The sequence below is a fragment of the Paraburkholderia sp. Clong3 genome, assembly GCF_050436485.1.
In the GTDB taxonomy this organism is placed as follows: Bacteria; Pseudomonadota; Gammaproteobacteria; order Burkholderiales; family Burkholderiaceae; genus Paraburkholderia; species Paraburkholderia tuberum.
In genome coordinates, this window is sequence record NZ_JBNDMH010000002.1 from 2,549,423 (window position 1) to 2,570,678 (window position 21,256).

Genomic DNA, 21,256 nt, shown 5'->3' on the forward strand with positions numbered 1-21,256 from the left:
CGAAGGCGTATTGCGCGAAGCGAAGCCGATGCAGAAGTCTCCTACGCCGCAGCCCGCCGCGGCGCTCGAAAACCGGCAGCTCGATCTCCCGCTCTTCGCCGAGCCGGGGTCGACGTCGTCGTCTCCTTCACCTTCCGCGCCGGGTTCATCTGGCTCAGCGCCGGCCCGGCCGCCCGTCGCGCCGCTCGCGCCGGACGGCAGCAAGCTGCGCAGTCTCGCCATCGGTTCACGCACGCTGCATTACGCGCTCAAGCGTTCCGCGCGCCGCTCGATCGGCTTTGCGATCGACAGCACCGGCCTCACGATCACCGCGCCGCGCTGGGTCACGCTCGCCGATATCGAAACCGCGATCACCGAAAAGCAGCGTTGGATTTTTACGAAGCTGATCGAATGGCAAACGCGCGTCGAGCAGCGTGCATTGCCGAAGATCGACTGGCAAGACGGCGCCGAAGTGCCCTACCTCGGTCAGCCGGTGCGCGTGACGCTCGGCGCGCCGCAAGGCATGCTCGCGTTCAGCGCCGAGCACGGCGCGCTGCAATTGCCGCTGCCGTTGCAAGCCGACCCGCAGCAGATCAAGGACCGCGTGCAGGGCTGGCTGCAAGGAGAAGCGAAGCGGCTGTTCGGCGAGCGTCTGGCGATCTACGCGCAGAAGCTGGGCGTCAACTATCGCGCGTATGCGTTGTCTTCGGCGGCGACGCGCTGGGGCAGTTGTTCGAGCGACGGCAAAATCCGCCTGAACTGGCGGCTCATCCACTTTCCGCTGTCGATCATCGACTACGTCGTCGCGCACGAGCTGTCGCATCTGCGCGAGATGAATCACAGTCCGCGCTTCTGGCAGACGGTCGAATCGATTTTTCCGGAATTCCGCGAGGCCCGGCAGACACTGAAGTCGCATCCGCCGGAGCTGTTGCCGACGCTTTGAGGCCGGGTGCTATCTATGCGAGAGCGCTTTCGCGGACTGCAACAGATCGTCGAGCATCACGCCGCGCCTGTCCGGGCTCGTGTCGCGGCCGGTCATGAAACACAGCGCCGCAATCGGCAGTCCCGCACGGTCGCGAATCGGCGCTGCCATACAAAGCCTGAACGCATTCGAGAGTCCTTCGGTGCAGCAGTAGCCTCGTTCTTTTGCGGCCTGCACGTCGTTCAGGAATTCGTCGAATTCGATATTCACCCCGTTGTCGAGGATGAAATCTTCGGCCGGAATGAGCGCGCGAATCTCGTCGGCATTCAGGTGACCTAGCAGCAGACGTCCCGTGGCGGTCCACGGAATCGGCACTCTCACGCCGATGTCCGAACTGATGTTGAATGGCCGGGCACTGTTCTCGGATAACACGACCGTGTACTTGTTGCCTTCCAGCATGCACAGCTGCGTGGTCTCGTCGTACTTCCGTACCAATGCCAGAATGGATTGATGCGCGCGGCTAATCAGATCGTTGTGCGTTGCATAGTCGGACCCGTAGTAGTGCATCTCGCGCCCGAAGAACACGCTCCCGTCCGCGGCCGTCTCGAGCCAGCCCACTTCCGCGAGAATCGCGACCAGCTCGTAAATGCTCGAACGCGGCGCGCCGGTCGCCTCGATTAATTCGCGCATGGTCAGCGGGCGTTGGGCGACGTGCAATTGCCGGAACATCGCGATGACGCGATCCACGCCTCTCGCCCGAGACGATTCGGTTACAGCCATGCGTTCACTCCGTAAAGCGTTCATCCGACCGGTTGTCTTTCAAGCGACGTGAGTTTATTGCGCGGCAGACCCGCGAAAGCGACTTTCAGGCCGCGACAGGTCAATGGTCGAGAACTCTGTGCAGAAACTGCCGCGTGCGTTCGTTCGCGGGATTGACGAAGATCTGTTCCGGATCGCCCTGCTCGGCGATGACGCCCTTGTCCATGAAGACGACGCGGTCGGCGGTCTTGCGGGCAAAGCCCATTTCATGCGTGACGACGACCATCGTCATGCCGTCGCGCGCGAGCCCACGCATCACCTCGGTGACCTCGCCGACCAGCTCCGGATCCAGCGCGGACGTCGCCTCGTCGAAGAACATGATGCCGGGCTCGACCGCGAGCGCTCGCGCAATTGCCACGCGTTGCTGCTGACCGCCCGATAACTGGCTTGGATAGTGTGCCGCGCGGTCCGCGAGCCCGACACGGTCGAGTGTCTCCATGGCGCGCTTGCGCGCGTCGTCCGGACTCATGCGGCGTGCCTTGATAAGCGCAAGCGTGACATTGCCGAGCGCGGTCTTGTGAGGAAACAGATTGAACTGCTGGAAGACCATGCCGACATGGCCACGAATCTCTCGCGCCCGGCGCGGATCATGCATGGGCACATCGTTGACCCAGACCTCGCCGGAATCGGTGGTCTCCAATCCCGCCATGATTCGCAAGACCGTGCTCTTACCTGAGCCGGACGCGCCAATGAGCACCAGCACCTCGCCCGAGCGAACCTCGAGATTGATTTCGTTCAACACCCGAGTCGAACCGAATGCTTTGCTGACGCCCGTCAGTGAAATGATGGGTCTGGTTTGGCTTTGGTTACTCACGACAATCTCCTGCGGTCATGGTGGCGCACCCATTGCGAGAGCGGGAAGCACACGGCGAAGTAAATGAGGGCGACGAGTCCGTAGATTTCCACGGGCTTTCCGACCCGGTCGACGATCGCCTGGCCACCATGCATCAACTCGGACATTCCGATCATGCTGACGATCGACGTGTCCTTGATGAGCGACAGATACTGACCGACGAGAGGCGGCAACACGATCTTTCCCGTCTGAGGCAGCACGACGAACGAGAACGACTGAGCCCGCGTGAGGCCGAGGATCTGAGATACCTCCCATTGACCTTTGGGTACCGCCTCGATCCCTGAGCGGAAGATTTCGGCGATGTAAGCGCCCTGATAGACGCTCAAGCCGATGACGCCGGCTGCGAAGACGTCGATCGCGTAACCGAAGTACGACACGCCGAAATAGATGAACATCAGCGTGATGAGTACCGGCGTGCCGCGAAACAGCTCCGTATAGAGTCTGGCAATGCGGGCTGTGCCCCACGGTCCGAACGACCGCAAGACCGCGGCGAAAAGGCCGATCAGCGTGCTGCCCGCGATGGACGCAATGGAAAGCAACAGCGTCGTCACCAGACCCTGCAGCAGGATGGAGAAACTGGTTTTCAGCAATTCGACTGACATGATCCAACTCCAATCCGGGAATCAGGCCCGTTTCGTCCGGCGCATAAAGCCGGTCCGGAAACCGGTGCGCGCCGGCATGACGAGGGGAGGATGAAAGATCCGCGCTCCGAGCTGGCCCGCAAGCCAGGACAGTACGTTACTGAGCACGAGATACGCGACGAGCGTCACGCTGAACGTCTGAAGGTAGAGAAGCGTCCGCGAGTTGATCACGGTCGCAGTGCCGGTCAACTCCGGCAACGCAATGGCGGACAGCAGCGACGTACCGAGCAGCAACTGGATCAGATAGTTGACGATGGCCGGATAGACCGCGCGCGTCGCCTGCGGTAGCACGACCTCGACGAAGATCTGCGCGCGTTCGAGACCGAGAATGCCGGCGGCCTCGAGTTGGCCGCGCGGCACCGACTGTATGCCGGCGCGGAACACTTCCGATAGATAAGCACCGACGTTGACGCCGAGCGCAATGACGCCCGCCCAGTATGCGTCGAGCGAAATACCCGCCGACGGCAGACCGAAGAAAACGATGAAAATCTGCAGGAGAACAGGCGTGTTGCGGATGATTTCAACGTAGCCGCGAGCAATCAACCGAAATGGCGCGAGCGGAGAAACGCTGGCAAGCGCGGTCAACAAGCCGAGGACTAGCGCCAGTACGAATGCCAGCACGGTCACTTGCAACGTCAGCCAGCTCGCGCTCAAAAACTCGGGCACGTAGCCCCACAGAGTGAGCCACTCGTAACTCATCTCACCCTCCGCATCGTTCGGGTTTCAATAGATATCGGCATCTCCCGCTCCTCAAAACTGCGGATTGAGCGGGTAGCGCGGATCGGTGCCGAACCACTTGTTGTAGAGCTGCGCGTTGAGCTTCGACGCATTGACGTTGAAGAGGAACAGATTCAGGTAGTTGAGCCATTCCTGATCGCCGGCCTTGACGCCGAACGCGTTGTATTCGAGCGGGACCAGCGCTTCGTTCGTGACGGCAAGTTCAGGATCGAGCTTGGCCTGATACGCAAGAAAGTTGTTGTCCTCGATCATCGCGTCGGCCTGCCCCTGCTTGACGGCAAGAATCGCGGCCTGCGAGCTGTCGTATTCCTGGATCTTGATCGGGATATTCAGCGAGCGCACTTCGTCGCCATTGGTCGAGCCCTTGACCGTCGCAATCGTGCGACCGCCCATGTCCTTGATCGACTGAACGCCACTATTTTTTCTGACCAGCAGTGCTTCGCTGGCAACCACGTAGGGGGTCGTGAATTCGATTACCTTCGCGCGCTCGAGATTACGCGTGAAGTTGCAGAACACGACATCCACTTTGCTGGTCTGCAGATTCGGAATCCGGTTCGCGCTCGTCGTATTCACGACCTCGAGCTTCACGCCCATCTGCTTCGCGAGTTCCTTCGCGAGGTCCACATCATAGCCGTCTGGTTGGCCATCCTTGTTATAGAACCCGAACGGCGCGAACGTCAGGCAGTCGCCGACGCGCAGCGTGCCTCGCTGCAGCACGGCCTGAAGCGTCGAGGGGGATGCCGCTGCGCTCTGCCCTGGCGTGGCAACCTTGGTGCAGCCGGTGATGGCGAGCAATCCAGCAACAGCGAACAGAAAGGCGGCTTGGGCGCCTCGTTTGGCAAGCTTCATGGCAGGGTCCTAAGCGGAGAAGAGTGGTCCGGAGCGGACGAATCGGCTTCAGCGCCTGTCTGCACGCTCAACGAATTGCCGGGTCACGCATCGATTGTCCGATATATCAGACTGCTATCTGACGAACCGGATTGATGCTGAGTGTTGGACACTAATATCAAACCGGCAACCGCACACAAACCCTTATTGCCCATACTTTTTTGTTCAAATAGATCCGATCGAATTCCACGATGCGCATCGAGTCCGCAGTGGGCCGGGCGGGCGGCGCGGCTTCGGGCTCAAGCTATACGGCAATCATTTACAATTGCCGGAGGTCGACGCATTTATCGACAAACTATCAAAGGAGTCCTCATGCGAATCTTGCATACCATGCTTCGAGTCGGTGATCTGGACGCATCGATCCGGTTCTACACCGAAGTTCTAGGAATGCGCCTGCTTCGAAAGAACGACTACCCGGACGGGAAGTTCACCCTCGCATTCGTCGGTTACGAGGTCGAATCCGAAAGCGCGGCGATCGAACTGACGTACAACTGGGACACGAGCAAGTACGACCTCGGAACCGGCTACGGTCACATCGCCCTCGAAGTCGACGACGCCTATGCGGCATGCGAAGAAGTGAAGAAACGCGGCGGCGTCGTTACGCGCGAAGCTGGGCCCATGAAACACGGCACGACTGTCATCGCCTTCGTCGCCGATCCGGACGGGTACAAGATCGAGCTGATACAGAAGAAGGGGCGAGTCGACTGAACGTCCGGTGGCGAGCACGAGTCGCGCTGTCAGCCAGAACGATGAAAACACAGCCCGGCTTCACGTTGCACCCGGCGAATTGACGCCGGGCGAATTCGCCCGGCAATCTTGCCTCGTGCCGACGCCATCAAAAAACGCCGACTACTGACGCTCGGCGTTTTCGCCGCGCACCGGACCGACCGGCTCGCCGTGCACTCTCCACCTCTTCACCACACCGCCATGAGCACGACCACCGCCTTGCCCGCGCGCCGCACCCCGGATAGCTTCGCGATCCTGTTGATGATCGGCCTGTGCGCAATCTGGGGGCTGCAGCAAGTCGCGATCAAGACCACCAATGCGGCGGTGCCGCCGGTCTTTCAGGCGGGGCTGCGCTCGACGATCGCGGCGCTGCTCGTGTGGGCATGGGCACGCTCGCGCGGCACGCCGCTCTTTCGCGATGACGGCACGCTCGGCGCGGGCCTGCTCGCGGGCGTGCTGTTCGCGGCCGAGTTCGTCTGCATCTTTCTCGGCCTGACGCTGACGAGCGCGTCGCGCATGGCGGTCTTTCTGTACACGGCACCGTGTTTCACGGCACTCGGCCTGCACTGGTTCGTCGATGGCGAACGCATGCGGCGCATCCAGTGGCTCGGCATTGTCGTCGCGTTCGCGGGGATGGCGCTCGCGTTCGCGGACGGCTTCCTGCACACGGATGCGGGCACGGCTGCAAGCGCGGCCCACGGCTCGACGCTCGCGGGCGCGGCCGGCGATGCGCTCGGCGTGCTCGGCGGCGTCGCGTGGGCCGCGACCACGGTGATCGTGCGCGGCTCGCGGCTCGCGCGGACGAGCGCGAGCAAGACGCTGTTCTATCAGCTGACTGTGTCGGCGGTGGTGCTGCTCGCGCTGGCGCTGGGGCTCGGCGAGGTGCGCGTGGAAAGCGTGACGCCGCTCGCGCTCGCGAGCCTCGCGTATCAAGCCGTGATCGTCGCGTTCGTCAGCTATCTGTTGTGGTTCTGGCTGTTGACGCGTTACATCGCGTCGAGGCTGTCGGTGTTTTCGTTTCTGACGCCGCTGTTCGGCGTCACCTTCGGCGTGCTGCTGCTCGGCGAGTCGTTCAGCGCGCGCTTTCTGATCGCCGCGCTGCTGGTGCTGACCGGCATCGCGCTCGTCAACGCGCCGGCGAAACGGTAAGCGGGCTCGACGGCGGCGCCCTGCCGCCGTCGAGCGTCGAGTCTATTCCGGCGCAGCGGCCGAGCGCACCGCCACCGCCTGCGCCACACTCACGTATTCGGCGACCGGCACGTCCTCCGCACGGCGTTGCAGATCGAAGCCGAGCGCGTCGAAATCGACGGTGTCGCGCAGCGCGGCAAGCGTGTTGCGCAACATCTTGCGACGCTGCGAGAACGCCGCCGTCACCACCCGGCCGAGCACGCTTTCGTCGACCACCGGCAGTTCGTGCCGCTCGTACGGAATCATCCGCACGATCGCCGAATCCACCTTCGGTGGCGGCTGGAACGACTCGGGCGGCACGTCGAGCTGCTTGTCGATCACGTAGCGGTACTGCAGCATCACCGACAGGCGACTGAACGCCTTCGTGCCCGGCTCCGCCACCATCCGCTCGACCACCTCGTTCTGCAGCATGAAGTGCTGGTCGATCACGCGCTCCGCGAACGTCGCCAGATGAAACAGCAGCGGGCTCGAAATGTTGTACGGCAGATTGCCGACGATGCGCAGCGACGCCTTGTCGCCCGGTGCCGCGAGCGAGCCGAAGTCGAATTCGAGCGCGTCGCCCGCGTGCAGTTCGAGCAGGTTGCCGAACTTCGTCTTCAGACGGCCGATCAGATCGCGGTCGAGTTCGACCGCGTGCAGCGGCGTCTCGGGCGTCGCGAGCCGCTCGATCAGCGGCTCGGTCAGGGCGCCGAGGCCCGGCCCGATCTCGACCATGCGCTCGCCGCGCTGCGGCCGGATCACGTCGACGATCGAATCGATCACGCCCATGTCGACCAGGAAGTTCTGACCGAAACGCTTGCGCGCGAGATGGCCCTGGTGCCGGCCTTGCTGTCTGCTGGTGGACATCGGAGAAACGCTAGAAAGAAAACTGCTTGAGAATGAAAGACGTCACGCTGGAAACACGACGCCACGCGGCGCGTCACGAGCACCGCGACCGCCCACGCTACCCGCGCCTCAGCCCGCGCGACGATGCTGCGCCATCGACACCGCCGTGTCGATGGCGGCCATCAGGCTACCCGCGTCGGCGCGGCCGGTGCCGGCCAGATCGAGCGCGGTGCCGTGATCGACCGACGTGCGGATGATCGGCAGGCCGAGCGTCACGTTGATCCCTTCGCCGAACGTCGCGAATTTCAGCACCGGCAGGCCCTGGTCGTGGAACATCGCGAGCACGCAGTCGGCTTCGTCGAGATAACGCGGCTGGAACAGCGTGTCGGCCGGATACGGACCGCGCGCGTCGACGCCCTCGCCGTTCACCTGCTGCAACGCCGGCGTGATCACGTCGATTTCCTCGCGGCCCAGATAGCCGTTTTCGCCAGCGTGCGGATTGACCCCCGTCACGAGGATGCGCGGCGCGGGCAAGCCGAAGTGGTGACGCAGGTCGTGATCGATGATGCGCAGCGTCGCGACGAGGCTTTCGATCGTCAAAGCCGCCGACACGTCCTTCAACGGCAGATGCGTGGTCGCAAGCGCGACGCGCAGCGGCCGCTTGCCGGTGCCCGCGAGCATCATCACGACGCGCGGCGTATGGGTGCGCTCGGCCAGATATTCGGTGTGGCCGGTAAACGGCACACCGGCGTCGTTGATCGTGCTTTTTTGCAGCGGCGCGGTGACGATCGCGTCGAACCTGCCGGCCACCGCGCCGTCGATCGCCGCATCGAGCAGATCGAGCACGTAGCGGCCGTTCGCGGCGTCGAGCTTGCCTGCCTGCGCTGGTGCGCCAAGCGAGTGATGTTCGAGCCGCACGCGCGGGCCTGGCGCGAGCAGTGCCGCCCAATCGACGCCGACCGCGCGCGCGCGCTCAGCGAGCAGTTGCGCATCACCGAGCACGGTGAACTGCGCGTGAGGCCAGTGCGCCGCCGCGCCGGCCAGCGCCTGCGCGGTCAGCTCGGGACCGACGCCGGCGGGCTCGCCGGTCGTGATCGCGATCTGCAGCGGGCGGTGGGTGGGCTGGGCAGCGCTCGTCATCGCATTGGCTCTGTTATTGCACGTTCGCCGTGGCCGGTTTCACTTCGACGTACGCGGTATCGCGCAGCTCGCGCAGCCAGTCGGCATACGCCTGTTCGGCCTTGCGCTGGCCGATGGCCTGACGCGCGAGATCCATCTGCTGCGCAATCGAGCCTTGCGCATCGCGGCGGCCGAGCACCTGAATCAGGTGGTAGCCGTATTCGCTGCGCACCGGCTCGCTGATCTGACCGTCCTGCAGCGAGTTCATTGCGCGCTCGAACTCGGGCACCGTCTCGCCCGGGCTGACCCAGCCGAGGTCACCGCCTTGCGACGACGAGCCGTCCTGCGAGTAGGTGCGCGCGAACTTCGCGAAGTCGCCGCCGGCGGCGATCTGGTTGCGGATGTCGAGCAGCTTCTGGCGTGCCTGCGGTTCGGACAGACCGTCGCCGACGCGCAGCAGAATATGGCGCACGTGCGTCTGCACGAGCTTCGGCGCGTCCGCGCTGGTGCCCTGGCCGGCACGGCGCTCGACCAGACGCACGATCTCGAAGCCGTCGTTGGTGCGGATCAGATCCGGATTGATCTCACCCGGACGCAGTGCCGACGCGGCCTTCACGAACTCGGGCGGCAGCTTCGACGGCGCGAGGAAGCCGAGATCGCCGCCGTTCTTCGACGCGTCCGGCGCCTGCGAATTGGCTTTCGCGAGCTTTTCGAAATCCGCGCCGCCCTTCGCTTCGGCGAGCAAACCCTCGGCCTTCTTCTGCGCCGCCTCGATGTCGGTCTCGGACGCGTTCAGCGGCGCCTTCACGAAAATGTGCTGGACGTGCAGGTCGTTCGTCTGGCCGGCGCCCGGGCCGCGCTGGCTGGCGATATAGTTCGCGACCTCGGCGTCCGTCACTGTGATCTTGCTGTCCACTTCCTTCTCGCGCAGACGCGACAGCGTCAGCTCCGTGCGCGCGTCGCTCGAGAAGGTGGTCCAGGGCACGCCTTGCGCCTCGATGCGCGCGCGGTACATGGCGAGCGACATGTTGTTCGCCTGCGCGAGACGCTCGAGCGTGCGCTGCACGGCCGCGTCGTCGATGGTGATGCCGTCTTCCTTGGCCTTCTGCAGCTGGATGCGCTCGAGCACCATCTGCGTGAGCACCTGCTGGCGCAACTGGTCCGTCGGCGGCACCGGAGCGTTCTGCTGGTTCAGCCGGTGCGCGATCAGACCGACCCGCTCGTCGAGCTCGCGCTGCGTGATGACACCGTTGTTGACCACTGCGGCGATGGTGTCCACCGTCTGGCCGCTATTGCCGCCCAATGCCTGCGCCTGTACCGACGCGACTGGAACGAAGGACGCCGCGGCGACGAGACCCGCCGCGAGTATTGCCAAGCGAAGCTGTTTCATGATTGCCACAGATACTCCAATGATGTCGGGCGCTTCGCCCGTCTTTTCGCAAGCCGTGAATGACCGGGCGAGCGTCATTCGTAGTTGGTGAACCGCGACTCCGGCGGTGGCGGTGGCGGCAACGGCATGTAGCCGGCCACACTGCTGCGGAACGCGGTCATCAGCCCGTTGTCGACGCTCGACAAGCCCTTGAACGTCAACTGCGCCAGAAACCGTGTGCTCGACTGATTCTGTCCCGACGAGTTCAGGCCGTTCGCGTAGCGCTGGATGCCGGCGCCGAGCGTCCAGCAGTCCGCGTCGTATTGCAGGCCGACCAGGCCGTCGACGATACGGTGGCCACCCAGGTCGTAGTTGAACCGGCCGACACCGTACATCCGGTGCGTCAGCGGCCATTGGCCCGAAATCAGCACCTGATTGATCGGCTGGTTGTCGAGCGTGGTGTTGGCGCGCGTGTAGCGGTACGCGACGTTGATGACCTTGCCGCTCGCCGGACTGAACCCGAAGCCGACACTCGTCTTCGTGAGCTGGTTATTGTCCGCATTATATTGGAACGCCGTTTCCGAAGCGAAACCGGCGCCCAGCTTGATCGACGCGCCCGCGATCAGGTCCGAGTGCGTGGCCTGGGTACTGGTCTGGGTCGGCGTCAGCGTAACGCGCTGATCCCGGAAGTAATACTGCTGCGCGATCACGAAGCGCGCGCGCTCGTCGCCGGTGGACGGGTTGATGAAGCGCGTGGTGAGACCGGCGGTCAGGCGGTTCGCGTCGGCGATCCGGTCGTTACCGACGAACGTATTCGGCGTGAAGATTTCCGCGAGACCGAAGTCGGATTCGGCGGTGTCGAACAGCGGCGCGTTGTTCTGGTTGCGGTACGGCGTGTACACGTAGTACAGGCGCGGCTCCAGCGTCTGGATATAGTCCGCGCCGAAAATGCGCACCGAGCGCTCGAACGTCAGTCCCGTGTCGAACGTGAAGGTCGGAATCGACTCGGTGAAATTCTTCTGCGCCCCCGGCACGTTCGCCAGATCGGTGCCGATGTTGTTCAGGTTGTACGACGCAAAGTGCCACTGCACCTTCGGCGTGACGAAGTAGCCCGGCCCCACCACCGAATACGACAGGTACGGGTTGAACACTACCCGCTGGCCTTCGCTCAGATCCGCGGTGGTGATGCGGAAGTTCGTGTAGTCGGCTTCGGCGCCGAAATCGAAGCCGCCGATGTTGTACTTCGCGTACTTGACGTTCAACTGCGGCTGGCGGCCGTACGGCGCGACCGACGGCTCCAGCGTCTGCCAGTGCTGCTCGCGCGCGAGCACGGACCACGGTCCGTTGTTGTAGGTCAACCCGGCTTCCTGCTGATACAGGAGCTGGGTGCCGTTCATGAACTGGTTGACCGACGACGACAGGTCTTCCGGATACGTGTTGTCCGAAACCTTGTTGTAATAGATGTAGCCGCCGAAGCCGTTACCGAAATTCTGGTTGTGCTGGATGTACAGCGCGTAGCGGTTGGTCTTCGTCAGGCGATCGTCGGGCAGAAATTCACCGGTGATCGACCCGGAATACGTCGGCGACAGATAGCGGAACGTGCTCTGCAACTGCACACCGCGCTTCGAGATCAGACGCGGCGTGACCGTCAGATCGCGATTCGGCGCGATGTTGAAGTAATACGGCACCGACAGCTCGAAACCGTTCGTCGAGCTCAGCGAGAACGTGGGCGGCAACAGGCCGCTGCGCCGATCGCCCGACAGCGGGAACGACAGCCACGGCGACGCGAACACCGGCACGCCCTGGAAGAACAGCACGCTGTTGTAGGCGACGCCTTCGTCCGCGCCGGTGTCGAAATCGAACTCGCTGCCCTTGATGTACCAGGCCGGATTGTCCGTGCACGCGCACGCCGTGTAGGTGCCCTTCGTGAACACGGAGCGCTCCGCGTCGAGCAGGTCGACGCGCTGCGCGCTGCCCGAGCCGCCCGTCAGCGTGAAGTGGTACTTCGGCGCGGTCATGAAGCCTTCGGTCGAATCGACGCGCAGATGCGCTTCGGGTCCGATGAAGGTATTGCCGGTATTGATCACGTGGACATTGCCGTACGCATCGGCCATGTCCGTGTCCTGATCGTAGTGCAGGGCGTCGGCCTTGATCACGGACGTGTTGTGCCGCACTTCCGCCGAGCCCTTGGCGGCCAGATCCTGGTCGATCGTGCCGCTCGCGTGGTCGCCGAGCACGAAGGTGGCCGGCCGCTGGCCCGTTTGCAACGGATGATCCTCGAGCTGCGGCGCAAGCTGCATGCCCCACGGCGGGTAGACCGCCTGCGGTTGCGCAGCTTCCCCCACCAGCTGGGCGTGCGCAAGCGCGGGCATCAGACCCGGAACGGCGATCAGCGCCGCGACGAGCCGCCTTTTGCGCGGCACTGCTGCACAGGAAGGAGTGGTATCGGAAAGCTGTCTGGGCGGCATGTATCGTTTGGCGAGTCGACCCCTGCGCAAGCTTTCGTCGTCACGATCCCACCGCCTGCACACCGCGACCGTTAGAGTCGGCTGCACGTCTGGATTCCAAATTTGCCGAGTGATAAGGCGGGCGGTGAAACGGAGCACGCGAAAGCTGGCGTGTGAGTCGCGTCAAAAAAGTCGTGGGGTATTATATGGCAAGACGTTGTCCCCAAGAATTTGCCGCCGCTTTTCATGACGCTGCCTTCCACCCAAGATTTCACCGACACCCGTCTCTCCCTGCTCAAGGCCTGGCTGCAAGGCCACGCGGCGCGCCATGCGCTCGAGCCCGACACCCTCGTTCCGGCCTCGTCCGACGCCAGTTTCCGCCGTTATTTCCGGCTCGCCGGTAAGGCGGCGCAAGGCAACGGCGCGGCCACGCTGATCGCCGTCGACGCGCCGCCGCCCGAAAAATGCCGCGAATTCGCACAGATCGCGCAATTGCTCGCCGCCGCCGGCGTGCACGTGCCGCGCGTGCTCGAGGTCGACTTCGACGCGGGCTTCATGCTCGTCACCGATCTCGGCACCGCGTCGTATCTGGGTGCGCTGACCGACGCGCAGGCCGCGGGCGACACGCGCGCGGCTCGCGCGCTGATGCGCGACGCGCTCGACGCGCTGATCCGCTGGCAGCTCAGCTCGCGCGAAGACGTGCTGCCGCCGTTCGATGAAGCGTTCCTGCACCGCGAGATGGAGCTGATGCCCGAGTGGTTCATCGGCCGGCACCTTGGCCGCGAGGTCGATGCCGCCACGCGCGCGCTGCTCGATCGCATGTTCGCGCTGCTGATCGCGAGCGCGCGCGCGCAGCCGCAAAGCTTCATGCTGCGCGATTTCATGCCGCGCAATCTGATGATCGCCGAGCCGAACCCAGGCGTGCTCGACTTCCAGGACGCGGTGTACGGGCCGATCACGTACGACGTCGTGTCGCTGCTGCGCGACGCGTTCCTCAGCTGGGACGAGGAGTTCGAGCTCGACTGCTTCGCGTACTACTGGGAGCGCGCCAAAAAAGCCGGCCTGCCGGTCGATGCCGATTTCGGCGAGTTCTACCGCCAGCTCGAATGGATGGGGCTGCAGCGGCACATCAAGGTGCTCGGCCTGTTCTGCCGCATCAACTACCGCGACGGCAAGGCGCATTACATGAACGACCTGCCGCGCTTCATCGGCTATGCACGCAAGGTGGCGGAGCGTTACGCGCCGCTGCGCGGGTTCGCGAAACTGCTCGACGACCTCGACGGCCGCGCGCAGGAAATCGGCTACACCTTCTGACCGATGACGATGTCCGTAAAGAAAGCGATGATTTTCGCCGCGGGCCGCGGCGAGCGCATGCGTCCGTTGACCGACGCGTGCCCGAAGCCCTTGCTCGAAGTGGGCGGCAAGCCGCTGATCGTATGGCAGATCGAACGGCTCGCGCGGGCCGGCATCCGTAGCATCGTGATCAATCATGCGTGGCTCGGCGCGCAGCTCGAAGCCGCGCTCGGCGACGGTTCGCGCTGGCAGGTCGAGTTGCGCTACTCGCCCGAGCACGAGGCGCTGGAGACCGCGGGCGGCATCGCGCAGGCGCTGCCGCTACTGACCGACGAGGGCGCGGATCAGTTGTTCGTCGCGGTGGCCGGCGACGTGTACACCGAGTACGACTACGCCGCGCTGCACGCGCACGCCGGCCGGCTCAAGGCGCTGCCCGAGCCCGGCATGCATCTGGTGATGGTGCCGAACCCGGCGTTTCACCCGAACGGCGACTTTGGTCTCGTCGACAGCGTGCTGTCGCTCGACGCGCAGCCGCGCCTCACGTTCGGCAGTTTCGGTCTGTACGACACGCGCATGTTCCGCGATCTGCCGCGCGGCACGCGGCGCGCGCTGAGCCCGTATTACCGCGCGACCATCGCGCGTGGGCTCGCGAGCGGCGAGCTGTACGAAGGCTCGTGGGAGAACATCGGCACCCAGGCGCAGCTGGAAGCGCTCGATCGGCTGCTGCGCGCGCGCTGAGCTTTACTTCGCCGGGCTCTCACCTGCCCCGACTGCTTCCGCTCTTTCCACCGCATCCGTGGTGTGCGCGGCGCGCTGCTGCAGCGCCCACATCTGCGCGAACAAACCGTTCGCGCGCAACAGCTCCGCGTGCGTGCCGCGCTCGACGATGCGCCCTTTGTCCATCACGATGATCTGCTGTGCGTGCACGACCGTCGACAGCCGGTGCGCGATGATCAGCGTCGTGCGTTCGCGCGCGATCAGGTCGAGCTCATGCTGGATCGCGCGCTCGGAGCGTGAATCGAGCGCGGACGTCGCTTCGTCGAACAACAGGATCGGCGGATTCTTGAGTATGGTCCGCGCGATCGCGACGCGCTGCTTTTCGCCGCCGGACAGCTTGAGCCCGCGCTCGCCGACCGGCGTGCCGTAGCCCTTCGGCAGACTCTCGATGAACTCGTGGATATGCGCGGCGCGCGCCGCCGCGATCACTTCATCACGCGTCGCCGACGGCCGACCGTACGCGATGTTGTAGTAGATCGAGTCGTTGAACAGCACCGTGTCCTGCGGCACGATGCCGATCGACGCGCGCAGCGAATCCTGCGTGACGTCGCGAATATCCTGCCCGTCGATGCGAATCGCGCCGCCCGTCGCGCGGTCGAGATCGTAGAAGCGGAACAGCAGCCGCGCGAGCGTCGACTTGCCCGAGCCGCTGTGGCCGACCACCGCCGTCGTCGTGCCGGCCGCGATCGTGAAGCTCACGCCGTGCAGAATCTGCCGCGAAGGCTCGTACGCGAAGCTCACGTCGTCGAAGCGCACCTGCGCGCCGCTCACTTGCAAAGCCACCGCATTGGGCGCGTCGGGCACTTCCCGCGGTGCGCCGAGCAGCGAGAACATGCGGTCCATGTCGGTCAGGCTCTGCTTCAGCTCGCGATAGACCACGCCGAGAAAATTCAACGGAATATACAGCTGCAGCATGAACGTGTTGATCAGCACCAGGTCGCCGAGCGTCAGACGCCCGGCCATCACGCCCTGGGTCGCGCGCCACAGGATGAACACGAGCCCCGTGCCGATGATCGCCTGCTGCCCGAAGTTCAGCGCCGACAGCGAACGCTGCGACTTGATCGCCGCCGCGCGATAGCGCTTCAGGTTCTCGTCGTAGCGGCTCGCTTCCCACTCCTCGTTGCCGAAGTACTTGACGGTCTCGTAGTTGAGCAGCGAGTCGATCGCGCGCGAATTCGCCTTCGAATCGAGCTCGTTCATCGTGCGGCGAAAGTGCGTGCGCCACTCGGTGACCTTCACCGTGAACGCGATGTACGCCGCGAGCGCGACGAACGTGACGATCGCGTAATAGGCCTCGTATTTGACGACGAAAAAGCCGAGCACGAGACCGACTTCGACGAGCGTCGGCAGGATGCTGTACAGCGAATAGGAAATCAGCTGCGTGATGCCGCGCGTGCCGCGTTCGATATCGCGCGACATGCCGCCCGTCTGCCGCTCCAGATGAAAGCGCAGCGACAGTCCGTGCAGATGGCGGAATACTTTCAGCGCGAGTTGGCGCACCGCGCTTTCCGTGACTTTCGAAAACAGGATTTCGCGCAGCTCGGTGAAAAACGACGTGGACAGCCGCGCCACCGCATACGCGACCACCAGCATGCCGACGCCGCCGAGCAGCACGATGCCGGGCGCGTCCTGCGCGCGACCGAGCGCGGTCAGATGCCGGACCGACGCGAGACTGTCGACGATGCGCTTCATCACGATCGGCACGCCGAGGTTCGCGACCTTCGCGCCGATCAGGCAGCTGAGCGCGAAGCCGACTCGCCATTTGTAGGTGGCAAGGTATGGCAGCAGCGACAGGATCGTTTGCCAGTCGTTGCGGGGTGCGGTGGAAATCGGCGAGGGTTCGGACGAAGGAGCGCGGCGCATAAATCGTGGGGAGAGTGTGGAGCTGCCGGAGTTCGCAGCGGCGCGCGGCTCGCGCGCTTCGCTGGGTGCTTTCCCGTACAATTCCTGATCTTTCCATTGTCGCAGAAGCCGACTGGCGGCGCTTTGCATGGCCTACTGTCGAACTGGCCCAGCCATTGCGTCAATGCGCGTCAATACACTCGAACACGTTTCCCAAGGATGTCCCGATGACCGATCTTCTTCAGCTTCCGTCCAAGCCGTGCGCGCTGCGCGTCATGCCGCAGCCATCGGACGCGAACATTCATGGCGACGTGTTCGGCGGCTGGATCATGGCGCAGGTCGACATCGCCGGCTCGATTCCGGCAAGCCGTCGCGCGAATGGGCGGGTCGCGACGATCGCGGTTAATTCTTTCCTGTTCAAGCAACCGGTGTTCGTCGGCGATCTGCTGAGCTTTTACGCGGATATCGTGAAGACCGGCAATACGTCGGTGACAGTGTCGGTCGAGGTCTACGCGCAGCGGTTGAGGCTCTCGCAGGAAGTCGTCAAGGTCACGGAAGCGATCCTCACCTACGTCGCCACCGACAGCGACCGCCGTCCGCGCGCGCTGCCCGCGCTGGACTGAGCCGGCGAGGATGCTTAAGCTAGCGATTCCACGCGTCACGCGCCGCGCCACCCGCTAGCCGTTCCGGCCGATCAGCGCACGAGGCCCGGGGCGCCCCCATAGTCGCTCTTCTCATGGAAACGAGATGAAACTGATCGGAATGCTCGACTCGCCCTACGTGCGGCGCGTCGCCATCTGCATGAAGCTGCTCGCGCTCGACTTCGAACACGAGTCGATTTCGGTATTCCGCACCTACGACCAGTTCGCGAAGATCAACCCGGTCGTCAAGGCGCCGACGCTCGTCGCCGACAACGGCGCGATCCTGATGGACTCGACGGTGATCCTGCAGTATCTGGCAACGCTCGCCGGCCCCACTCCGCTGTTCCCGACGCAGGCCGACGCGGCGTTGCGCGCCGCGCGTCTGACGGGTCTCGCGCTCGCCGCGTGCGAAAAGAGCGTGCAGATCGTCTACGAGCGCAATCTGCGGCCTCAGGAGAAGCAGCATGAACCGTGGGTCGAGCGTGTGCGCGCGCAACTGTTCGCCGCCTATGCCGAACTCGAACGCGAGTTGGGCGAAGGGCCGCTGCCCGACACGCAGCGGCAGTTCAGCGCGGCGGACGTGGCCGTCGCCGTAGCCTGGCAGTTCACGCACATGATGCTGCCGGAGGCGGTCAGCAAGGCCGATCATCCGCGGCTCGAGAACTTTTCCGCGTTCGCGGAAAGCCTGCCGGTGTTCAAGGACACGCCGGCTCAGTGACCGGCGTTGGACGCGGCCACACGGCGCACGCGGCGACACGCGGCGACACCCGTTGCCGCGTCACGCTCCCCTCACGCCGGCTCCAGCTCCGGCACCAACCCGCCGTGCAGCAGTTCGGAAATCGCTTCCGTCGATAGCGGCTTCGCGAAATAGAAGCCCTGCATTTCGTCGCACGCGCGTTCCTTCAGGAAGTCGAGTTGCGCCGACGTTTCCACGCCCTCGGCGATCACCTGCAACTTCAGCGAATGGGCGAGCGCGATGATCGCCGACGTGATCGTCTCATCGTCGCCCGATACGCCGATATCCGACACGAACGAGCGGTCGATCTTCAAGCGGTCCACCGGGAAGCGCTTCAGATAGCTGAGGCTCGAATAGCCGGTGCCGAAGTCGTCGATCGCGAGACCGATGCCGAGCGCGTGCAGTTCGTTGAGCATCGACACTGCTTCTTCCGCGTTGCGCATGATCGTGCTTTCGGTCAGCTCGAGTTCGAGGTACTTCGGTTCGAGTCCGGTCTCGTCGAGCACCTGCATCACGAGCTTCGCGATGTCACGCTGCTGGAACACCCGCGCCGACAGATTCACCGACACGCGCGCCGGCGGCAAGCCCTGATCCTGCCACGCCTTGTTCTGCCGGCACGCCTCGCGCAGCACCCACTCCGACAGCGGCCCGATCAGCCCGCTTTCCTCGGCGAGCGGAATGAACGACGACGGCAGCACGAGCCCGACCTCGGGATCGTGCCAGCGCACCAGCGCCTCGATGCCGACGATCTGTCCGCTGCCGATATCGACCTGCGGCTGATAGTGCAGCAGGAACTCGTTGTCGCGCAGCGCGCGGCGCAGGCGTCGTTCGAGATTCAGGCGCGCGCCCGCGCTCGCATTCATCTCCGGCTGATAGAACTGGAACGTGTTGCGCCCCATGTCCTTCGCGCGATACATCGCGACGTCGGCCTTCTTCATCAGCGTTTCGGCATCCTCGCCGTCCTGCGGGAACAGGCTCGCGCCCATGCTGCAGCCGACGTACAGCTCGGTGCCGTCGAGCCACACCGGCTCGGCGATCGACGCGCGCACGCGCTCCATCCACGTGATCAGCGATTGCTCGTCGACGGTGTCGGTCATCACGATCACGAACTCGTCGCCGCCGTGGCGCGCAACCGTGTCGCTCGTGCGCGAGCAGCGCGCGAGCCGTTCGGCGACCACCCCGAGCAGCCGGTCGCCGACGCTATGGCCGAGGCTGTCGTTGACGTTCTTGAAGCCGTCGAGATCGAGGAACACGACCGCGACGCCCGAATGATGCCGCTGCGCGACGACGAGCGCATGTTCGAGCCGGTCGCGCAGCAGGTTGCGGTTCGGCAGCCGCGTAAGGCCGTCGTAGTTGGCCTGGTATTCGAGCTGCTCCTGATAGCGGATCAGCTCGGTCACGTCGTTGATGACGCCGATATGATGGGTAATCACGCCTTCCGCGTTCGGCACCGGCGCGATGAACAGCTGATTCCAGAACAGCGCGCCGTCCTTGCGATAGTTGCGCACCACCGCGCTGACCTCGCGATTCGCCGCGAGCGCCTCGCGGATCAACCCGACGCCTTCCTGGTCACGGTCGTCGCGTTGCAGCACGCGGCAGTCGTGGCCGATCACCTCGGCGGGATCGTAGCCGGTGATGCGCATGAACGCCGGATTCACGTATTCGATCAGATTGCCCGACGGCGACGGCGCGGTGATCAGGATCGCGTTGACGCTCGCGTCGAGCGCCCGGCTTTGCAGACGCAGCGCGAGATCGGCGCGCTTGCGCTCGGTGATGTCGGTGTACGAGCCGAGCACGCCGATCACCTGACCGCCGCCGTCGGTGAAGGGCAGCTTGCTCGTGACCGTCGTGCGGTGCACGCCGTCGATCACGAAGTCGACCTCGAAGTTCATCTTGGGCACGCCGGTGCTCACGACTTCGCGATCGTGCTCGGTCAACAGGTCGGCGAACGCGCGCCACGCCAGGTCGGCGTCGCTCTTGCCGACCACCTGCTCGGGATACGCGAGCCCCGCGTCGCGCGCGAATGCCATGTTGCAGCCGAGATAGCGCGAGTTCAGGTCCTTCCAGAAGATGCGCTGCGGAATGTTGTCGATCACCGCTTCGAGCATCTGATTCGAGCGCTGCGCTTCGGCTTCGGCGTTGATCTGGTCGGTCACGTCGTCCGCCAGCACGAACGAGGCGTCGCGGCCCATGAAGTTCAGTGCGTGATAGGACACGTTGACGCTGAGGATCGAGCCGTCCTTGCGCCGATGCCGCCAGATGCCCGCCATCGTGTGGCTCTGGCGGAGATCGGCGCTACGCTGCAAGTGCGTCTCCAGGCGGCCGATTTCCGAGTTCGGGCGGATCGCGCGGATCGTCATGCCGAGAAACTCGTCTTCCGTGTAGCCGTATTGCTGGATCGCGGCCTTGTTGACGGCGAGAAAGCACAGCGTGTCGCGATCGAAGATGTACATCGGCACGGTGTGATCGTCGAACAGGCTGCGAAAACGCTCGTCGTTGCGCACCAGCGCGCGGGCGCTGCGCAGTTTTTCGCGAGCGCTGTTCTCGCGCACGCCGAACGTGAGGAACAGCAGCACGCTGCCGGTGAGCATCGTCACGAGCAGCACGAACATCGCGCGCTCGCTGTCGCTCGCCGATGCCGCGAGCGAGGTCTGCAACGAGCGGTTTTCCTCGCTGCGCAACGTGGCGAGCGCGGCTTCGACACGCTCTAGCGCGGGGGCAAGATGCGAGTTCGACGGCGCAGGGTCGAGGGATGCCTCGAATGGCGCGTCGAGGGGGGCCGCGCCCGGTGCTTCGGTCGATGCCGCGTGCGCCGCCCCCGACGCCGCGCTTGCCGCTCCGGGCAGGTCACTCGCCTGGTTGCGCAGCGTGTCCTCGAGATCGTGCTGCAACGCGTGCCGCGCCGCGCTCAGGCTGGCGAGCGCCCCCAACATGTACGGCTCGCTCGCGAGCTCGTCGCGCAGTGATTGCTCGCGGCTCGCGAGTGTGTTCGTCATCGAAGCGGCCGCGTCAGGCGGCACCGGCTTGCCCGATTCTTTCAGGCGGTGCAGAGCGGCGAGCGCGTTATCGAGCGCGGCGTGATACGCATCGAGGTTCTGGCGCACGCTGGTCGAGCGCGCGAGGCGCGCATCGGCGTCGCGCTGCCCGCGAATCTGCGTGTACGCGACGAACGCGTTTGCACCGACCGCGACGACCACGACCGCAATATTGATCAGCAGTCGCTTCGATAGAAAAGGATTCATGGGTTCCGAACGTCAATCGTTCCGAGGGCGGGAGAGCGCGCTCGCTGCCGGTGCGTCGGGCCGCACCGATGCAAGTCTTTTACGCGCCATCCTTTGGATATCGGCAGCGATCGGAAGCGGGTTGAGGGTCGGCGTGAAAAAAATCTGATGATTGGGGGGAAGGCTGCGAGTTGGTGGGGCGCCTGGCTGGGAGCGGCTGGCCGGCCGCGCC

18 protein-coding genes are annotated in these 21,256 nt (G+C 64.4%); 7 read left to right on the plus strand and 11 right to left on the minus strand.

Annotated features, from left to right (window positions below):
* The first annotated feature begins 28 nt into the window (after positions 1-28).
* Positions 29-922, plus strand: coding sequence for a M48 family metallopeptidase (locus tag OKW30_RS15925; protein ID WP_184034589.1), 894 nt, complete (start codon positions 29-31; stop codon positions 920-922).
* A gap of 9 nt (positions 923-931) precedes the next feature.
* Here OKW30_RS15925 and OKW30_RS15930 read toward each other — a convergent pair whose 3' ends face one another.
* The 5 genes from OKW30_RS15930 to OKW30_RS15950 form a co-directional block, all read right to left on the minus strand.
* Positions 932-1,681, minus strand: a complete 750-nt coding sequence (locus OKW30_RS15930) for an IclR family transcriptional regulator (RefSeq protein WP_184067183.1) — start codon at positions 1,679-1,681, stop codon at positions 932-934.
* Positions 1,682-1,781: 100 nt separating this feature from the next.
* On the minus strand, positions 1,782-2,534 hold the full coding sequence (locus tag OKW30_RS15935) for an amino acid ABC transporter ATP-binding protein (RefSeq protein ID WP_311539811.1): 753 nt from the start codon (positions 2,532-2,534) through the stop codon (positions 1,782-1,784).
* Complete coding sequence (locus tag OKW30_RS15940) at positions 2,531-3,175, minus strand: amino acid ABC transporter permease (protein ID WP_184034595.1); 645 nt, start codon at positions 3,173-3,175, stop codon at positions 2,531-2,533. The genes OKW30_RS15935 and OKW30_RS15940 overlap by 4 nt, the downstream gene beginning before the upstream one ends.
* Before the next feature lie 21 nt (positions 3,176-3,196).
* Positions 3,197-3,913 (minus strand): amino acid ABC transporter permease, encoded by a 717-nt coding sequence (locus OKW30_RS15945; protein WP_184067180.1) that lies wholly within the window; start codon positions 3,911-3,913, stop codon positions 3,197-3,199.
* 51 nt (positions 3,914-3,964) lie between these two features.
* Positions 3,965-4,801, minus strand: a complete 837-nt coding sequence (locus tag OKW30_RS15950) for a transporter substrate-binding domain-containing protein (RefSeq protein WP_184034601.1) — start codon at positions 4,799-4,801, stop codon at positions 3,965-3,967.
* Between the two features lie 351 nt (positions 4,802-5,152).
* Here OKW30_RS15950 and gloA point away from each other — a divergent pair, with 351 nt between their 5' ends.
* Both gloA and OKW30_RS15960 read left to right on the plus strand, forming a co-directional pair.
* Positions 5,153-5,548 (plus strand): lactoylglutathione lyase, encoded by a 396-nt coding sequence (gene gloA, locus OKW30_RS15955; protein ID WP_184067177.1) that lies wholly within the window; start codon positions 5,153-5,155, stop codon positions 5,546-5,548.
* Positions 5,549-5,767: 219 nt separating this feature from the next.
* Positions 5,768-6,715, plus strand: a complete 948-nt coding sequence (locus tag OKW30_RS15960; protein ID WP_184067174.1) for a DMT family transporter — start codon at positions 5,768-5,770, stop codon at positions 6,713-6,715.
* A gap of 42 nt (positions 6,716-6,757) precedes the next feature.
* Here the strand turns inward: OKW30_RS15960 and rsmA are convergent, their stop codons facing one another.
* The 4 genes from rsmA to OKW30_RS15980 form a co-directional block, all read right to left on the minus strand.
* A complete protein-coding gene (gene rsmA, locus OKW30_RS15965) occupies positions 6,758-7,600 on the minus strand; it encodes a 16S rRNA (adenine(1518)-N(6)/adenine(1519)-N(6))-dimethyltransferase RsmA (RefSeq protein ID WP_429347080.1) in 843 nt (280 codons plus the stop codon).
* A gap of 108 nt (positions 7,601-7,708) precedes the next feature.
* Positions 7,709-8,719: a 4-hydroxythreonine-4-phosphate dehydrogenase PdxA gene (pdxA, locus tag OKW30_RS15970; protein WP_429347081.1), complete on the minus strand. Its 1,011-nt coding sequence runs from the start codon at positions 8,717-8,719 to the stop codon at positions 7,709-7,711.
* A gap of 13 nt (positions 8,720-8,732) precedes the next feature.
* Positions 8,733-10,097 (minus strand): peptidylprolyl isomerase, encoded by a 1,365-nt coding sequence (locus tag OKW30_RS15975; RefSeq protein WP_184067166.1) that lies wholly within the window; start codon positions 10,095-10,097, stop codon positions 8,733-8,735.
* Positions 10,098-10,162: 65 nt separating this feature from the next.
* Positions 10,163-12,535, minus strand: coding sequence for an LPS-assembly protein LptD (locus OKW30_RS15980; RefSeq protein ID WP_184067163.1), 2,373 nt, complete (start codon positions 12,533-12,535; stop codon positions 10,163-10,165).
* 225 nt (positions 12,536-12,760) lie between these two features.
* Here OKW30_RS15980 and OKW30_RS15985 point away from each other — a divergent pair, with 225 nt between their 5' ends.
* Positions 12,761-13,828 (plus strand): aminoglycoside phosphotransferase family protein, encoded by a 1,068-nt coding sequence (locus OKW30_RS15985; protein ID WP_187627281.1) that lies wholly within the window; start codon positions 12,761-12,763, stop codon positions 13,826-13,828.
* Between the two features lie 3 nt (positions 13,829-13,831).
* Positions 13,832-14,545, plus strand: coding sequence for an N-acetylmuramate alpha-1-phosphate uridylyltransferase MurU (gene murU / locus OKW30_RS15990; RefSeq protein WP_429347082.1), 714 nt, complete (start codon positions 13,832-13,834; stop codon positions 14,543-14,545).
* A gap of 3 nt (positions 14,546-14,548) precedes the next feature.
* Here the strand turns inward: murU and OKW30_RS15995 are convergent, their stop codons facing one another.
* Positions 14,549-16,447: an ABCB family ABC transporter ATP-binding protein/permease gene (locus OKW30_RS15995; RefSeq protein WP_429347083.1), complete on the minus strand. Its 1,899-nt coding sequence runs from the start codon at positions 16,445-16,447 to the stop codon at positions 14,549-14,551.
* 206 nt (positions 16,448-16,653) lie between these two features.
* Here OKW30_RS15995 and OKW30_RS16000 point away from each other — a divergent pair, with 206 nt between their 5' ends.
* Positions 16,654-17,049: an acyl-CoA thioesterase gene (locus OKW30_RS16000; RefSeq protein ID WP_090803024.1), complete on the plus strand. Its 396-nt coding sequence runs from the start codon at positions 16,654-16,656 to the stop codon at positions 17,047-17,049.
* A gap of 124 nt (positions 17,050-17,173) precedes the next feature.
* On the plus strand, positions 17,174-17,785 hold the full coding sequence (locus OKW30_RS16005; protein WP_429347084.1) for a glutathione S-transferase family protein: 612 nt from the start codon (positions 17,174-17,176) through the stop codon (positions 17,783-17,785).
* 71 nt (positions 17,786-17,856) lie between these two features.
* Here OKW30_RS16005 and OKW30_RS16010 read toward each other — a convergent pair whose 3' ends face one another.
* Positions 17,857-21,045, minus strand: a complete 3,189-nt coding sequence (locus OKW30_RS16010; RefSeq protein WP_429347085.1) for a sensor domain-containing protein — start codon at positions 21,043-21,045, stop codon at positions 17,857-17,859.
* Positions 21,046-21,256 lie beyond the last annotated feature (211 nt).

Excerpts from the sequence above, each read along its gene's own strand:
- OKW30_RS15925 (WP_184034589.1), top strand. The coding sequence starts at position 29 with ATGCAGAAGTCTCCTACGCCGCAGCCCGCCGCGGCGCTCGAAAACCGG.
- OKW30_RS15930 (WP_184067183.1), bottom strand. The coding sequence starts at position 1,681 with ATGGCTGTAACCGAATCGTCTCGGGCGAGAGGCGTGGATCGCGTCATC.
- OKW30_RS15940 (WP_184034595.1), bottom strand. The coding sequence starts at position 3,175 with ATGTCAGTCGAATTGCTGAAAACCAGTTTCTCCATCCTGCTGCAGGGT.
- OKW30_RS15945 (WP_184067180.1), bottom strand. The coding sequence starts at position 3,913 with ATGAGTTACGAGTGGCTCACTCTGTGGGGCTACGTGCCCGAGTTTTTG.
- OKW30_RS15950 (WP_184034601.1), bottom strand. The coding sequence starts at position 4,801 with ATGAAGCTTGCCAAACGAGGCGCCCAAGCCGCCTTTCTGTTCGCTGTT.
- gloA (WP_184067177.1), top strand. The coding sequence starts at position 5,153 with ATGCGAATCTTGCATACCATGCTTCGAGTCGGTGATCTGGACGCATCG.
- OKW30_RS15960 (WP_184067174.1), top strand. The coding sequence starts at position 5,768 with ATGAGCACGACCACCGCCTTGCCCGCGCGCCGCACCCCGGATAGCTTC.
- rsmA (WP_429347080.1), bottom strand. The coding sequence starts at position 7,600 with ATGTCCACCAGCAGACAGCAAGGCCGGCACCAGGGCCATCTCGCGCGC.
- pdxA (WP_429347081.1), bottom strand. The coding sequence starts at position 8,719 with ATGACGAGCGCTGCCCAGCCCACCCACCGCCCGCTGCAGATCGCGATC.
- OKW30_RS15980 (WP_184067163.1), bottom strand. The coding sequence starts at position 12,535 with ATGCCGCCCAGACAGCTTTCCGATACCACTCCTTCCTGTGCAGCAGTG.
- OKW30_RS15985 (WP_187627281.1), top strand. The coding sequence starts at position 12,761 with ATGACGCTGCCTTCCACCCAAGATTTCACCGACACCCGTCTCTCCCTG.
- murU (WP_429347082.1), top strand. The coding sequence starts at position 13,832 with ATGACGATGTCCGTAAAGAAAGCGATGATTTTCGCCGCGGGCCGCGGC.
- OKW30_RS15995 (WP_429347083.1), bottom strand. The coding sequence starts at position 16,447 with ATGCGCCGCGCTCCTTCGTCCGAACCCTCGCCGATTTCCACCGCACCC.
- OKW30_RS16000 (WP_090803024.1), top strand. The coding sequence starts at position 16,654 with ATGACCGATCTTCTTCAGCTTCCGTCCAAGCCGTGCGCGCTGCGCGTC.
- OKW30_RS16005 (WP_429347084.1), top strand. The coding sequence starts at position 17,174 with ATGAAACTGATCGGAATGCTCGACTCGCCCTACGTGCGGCGCGTCGCC.
- OKW30_RS16010 (WP_429347085.1), bottom strand. The coding sequence starts at position 21,045 with ATGAATCCTTTTCTATCGAAGCGACTGCTGATCAATATTGCGGTCGTG.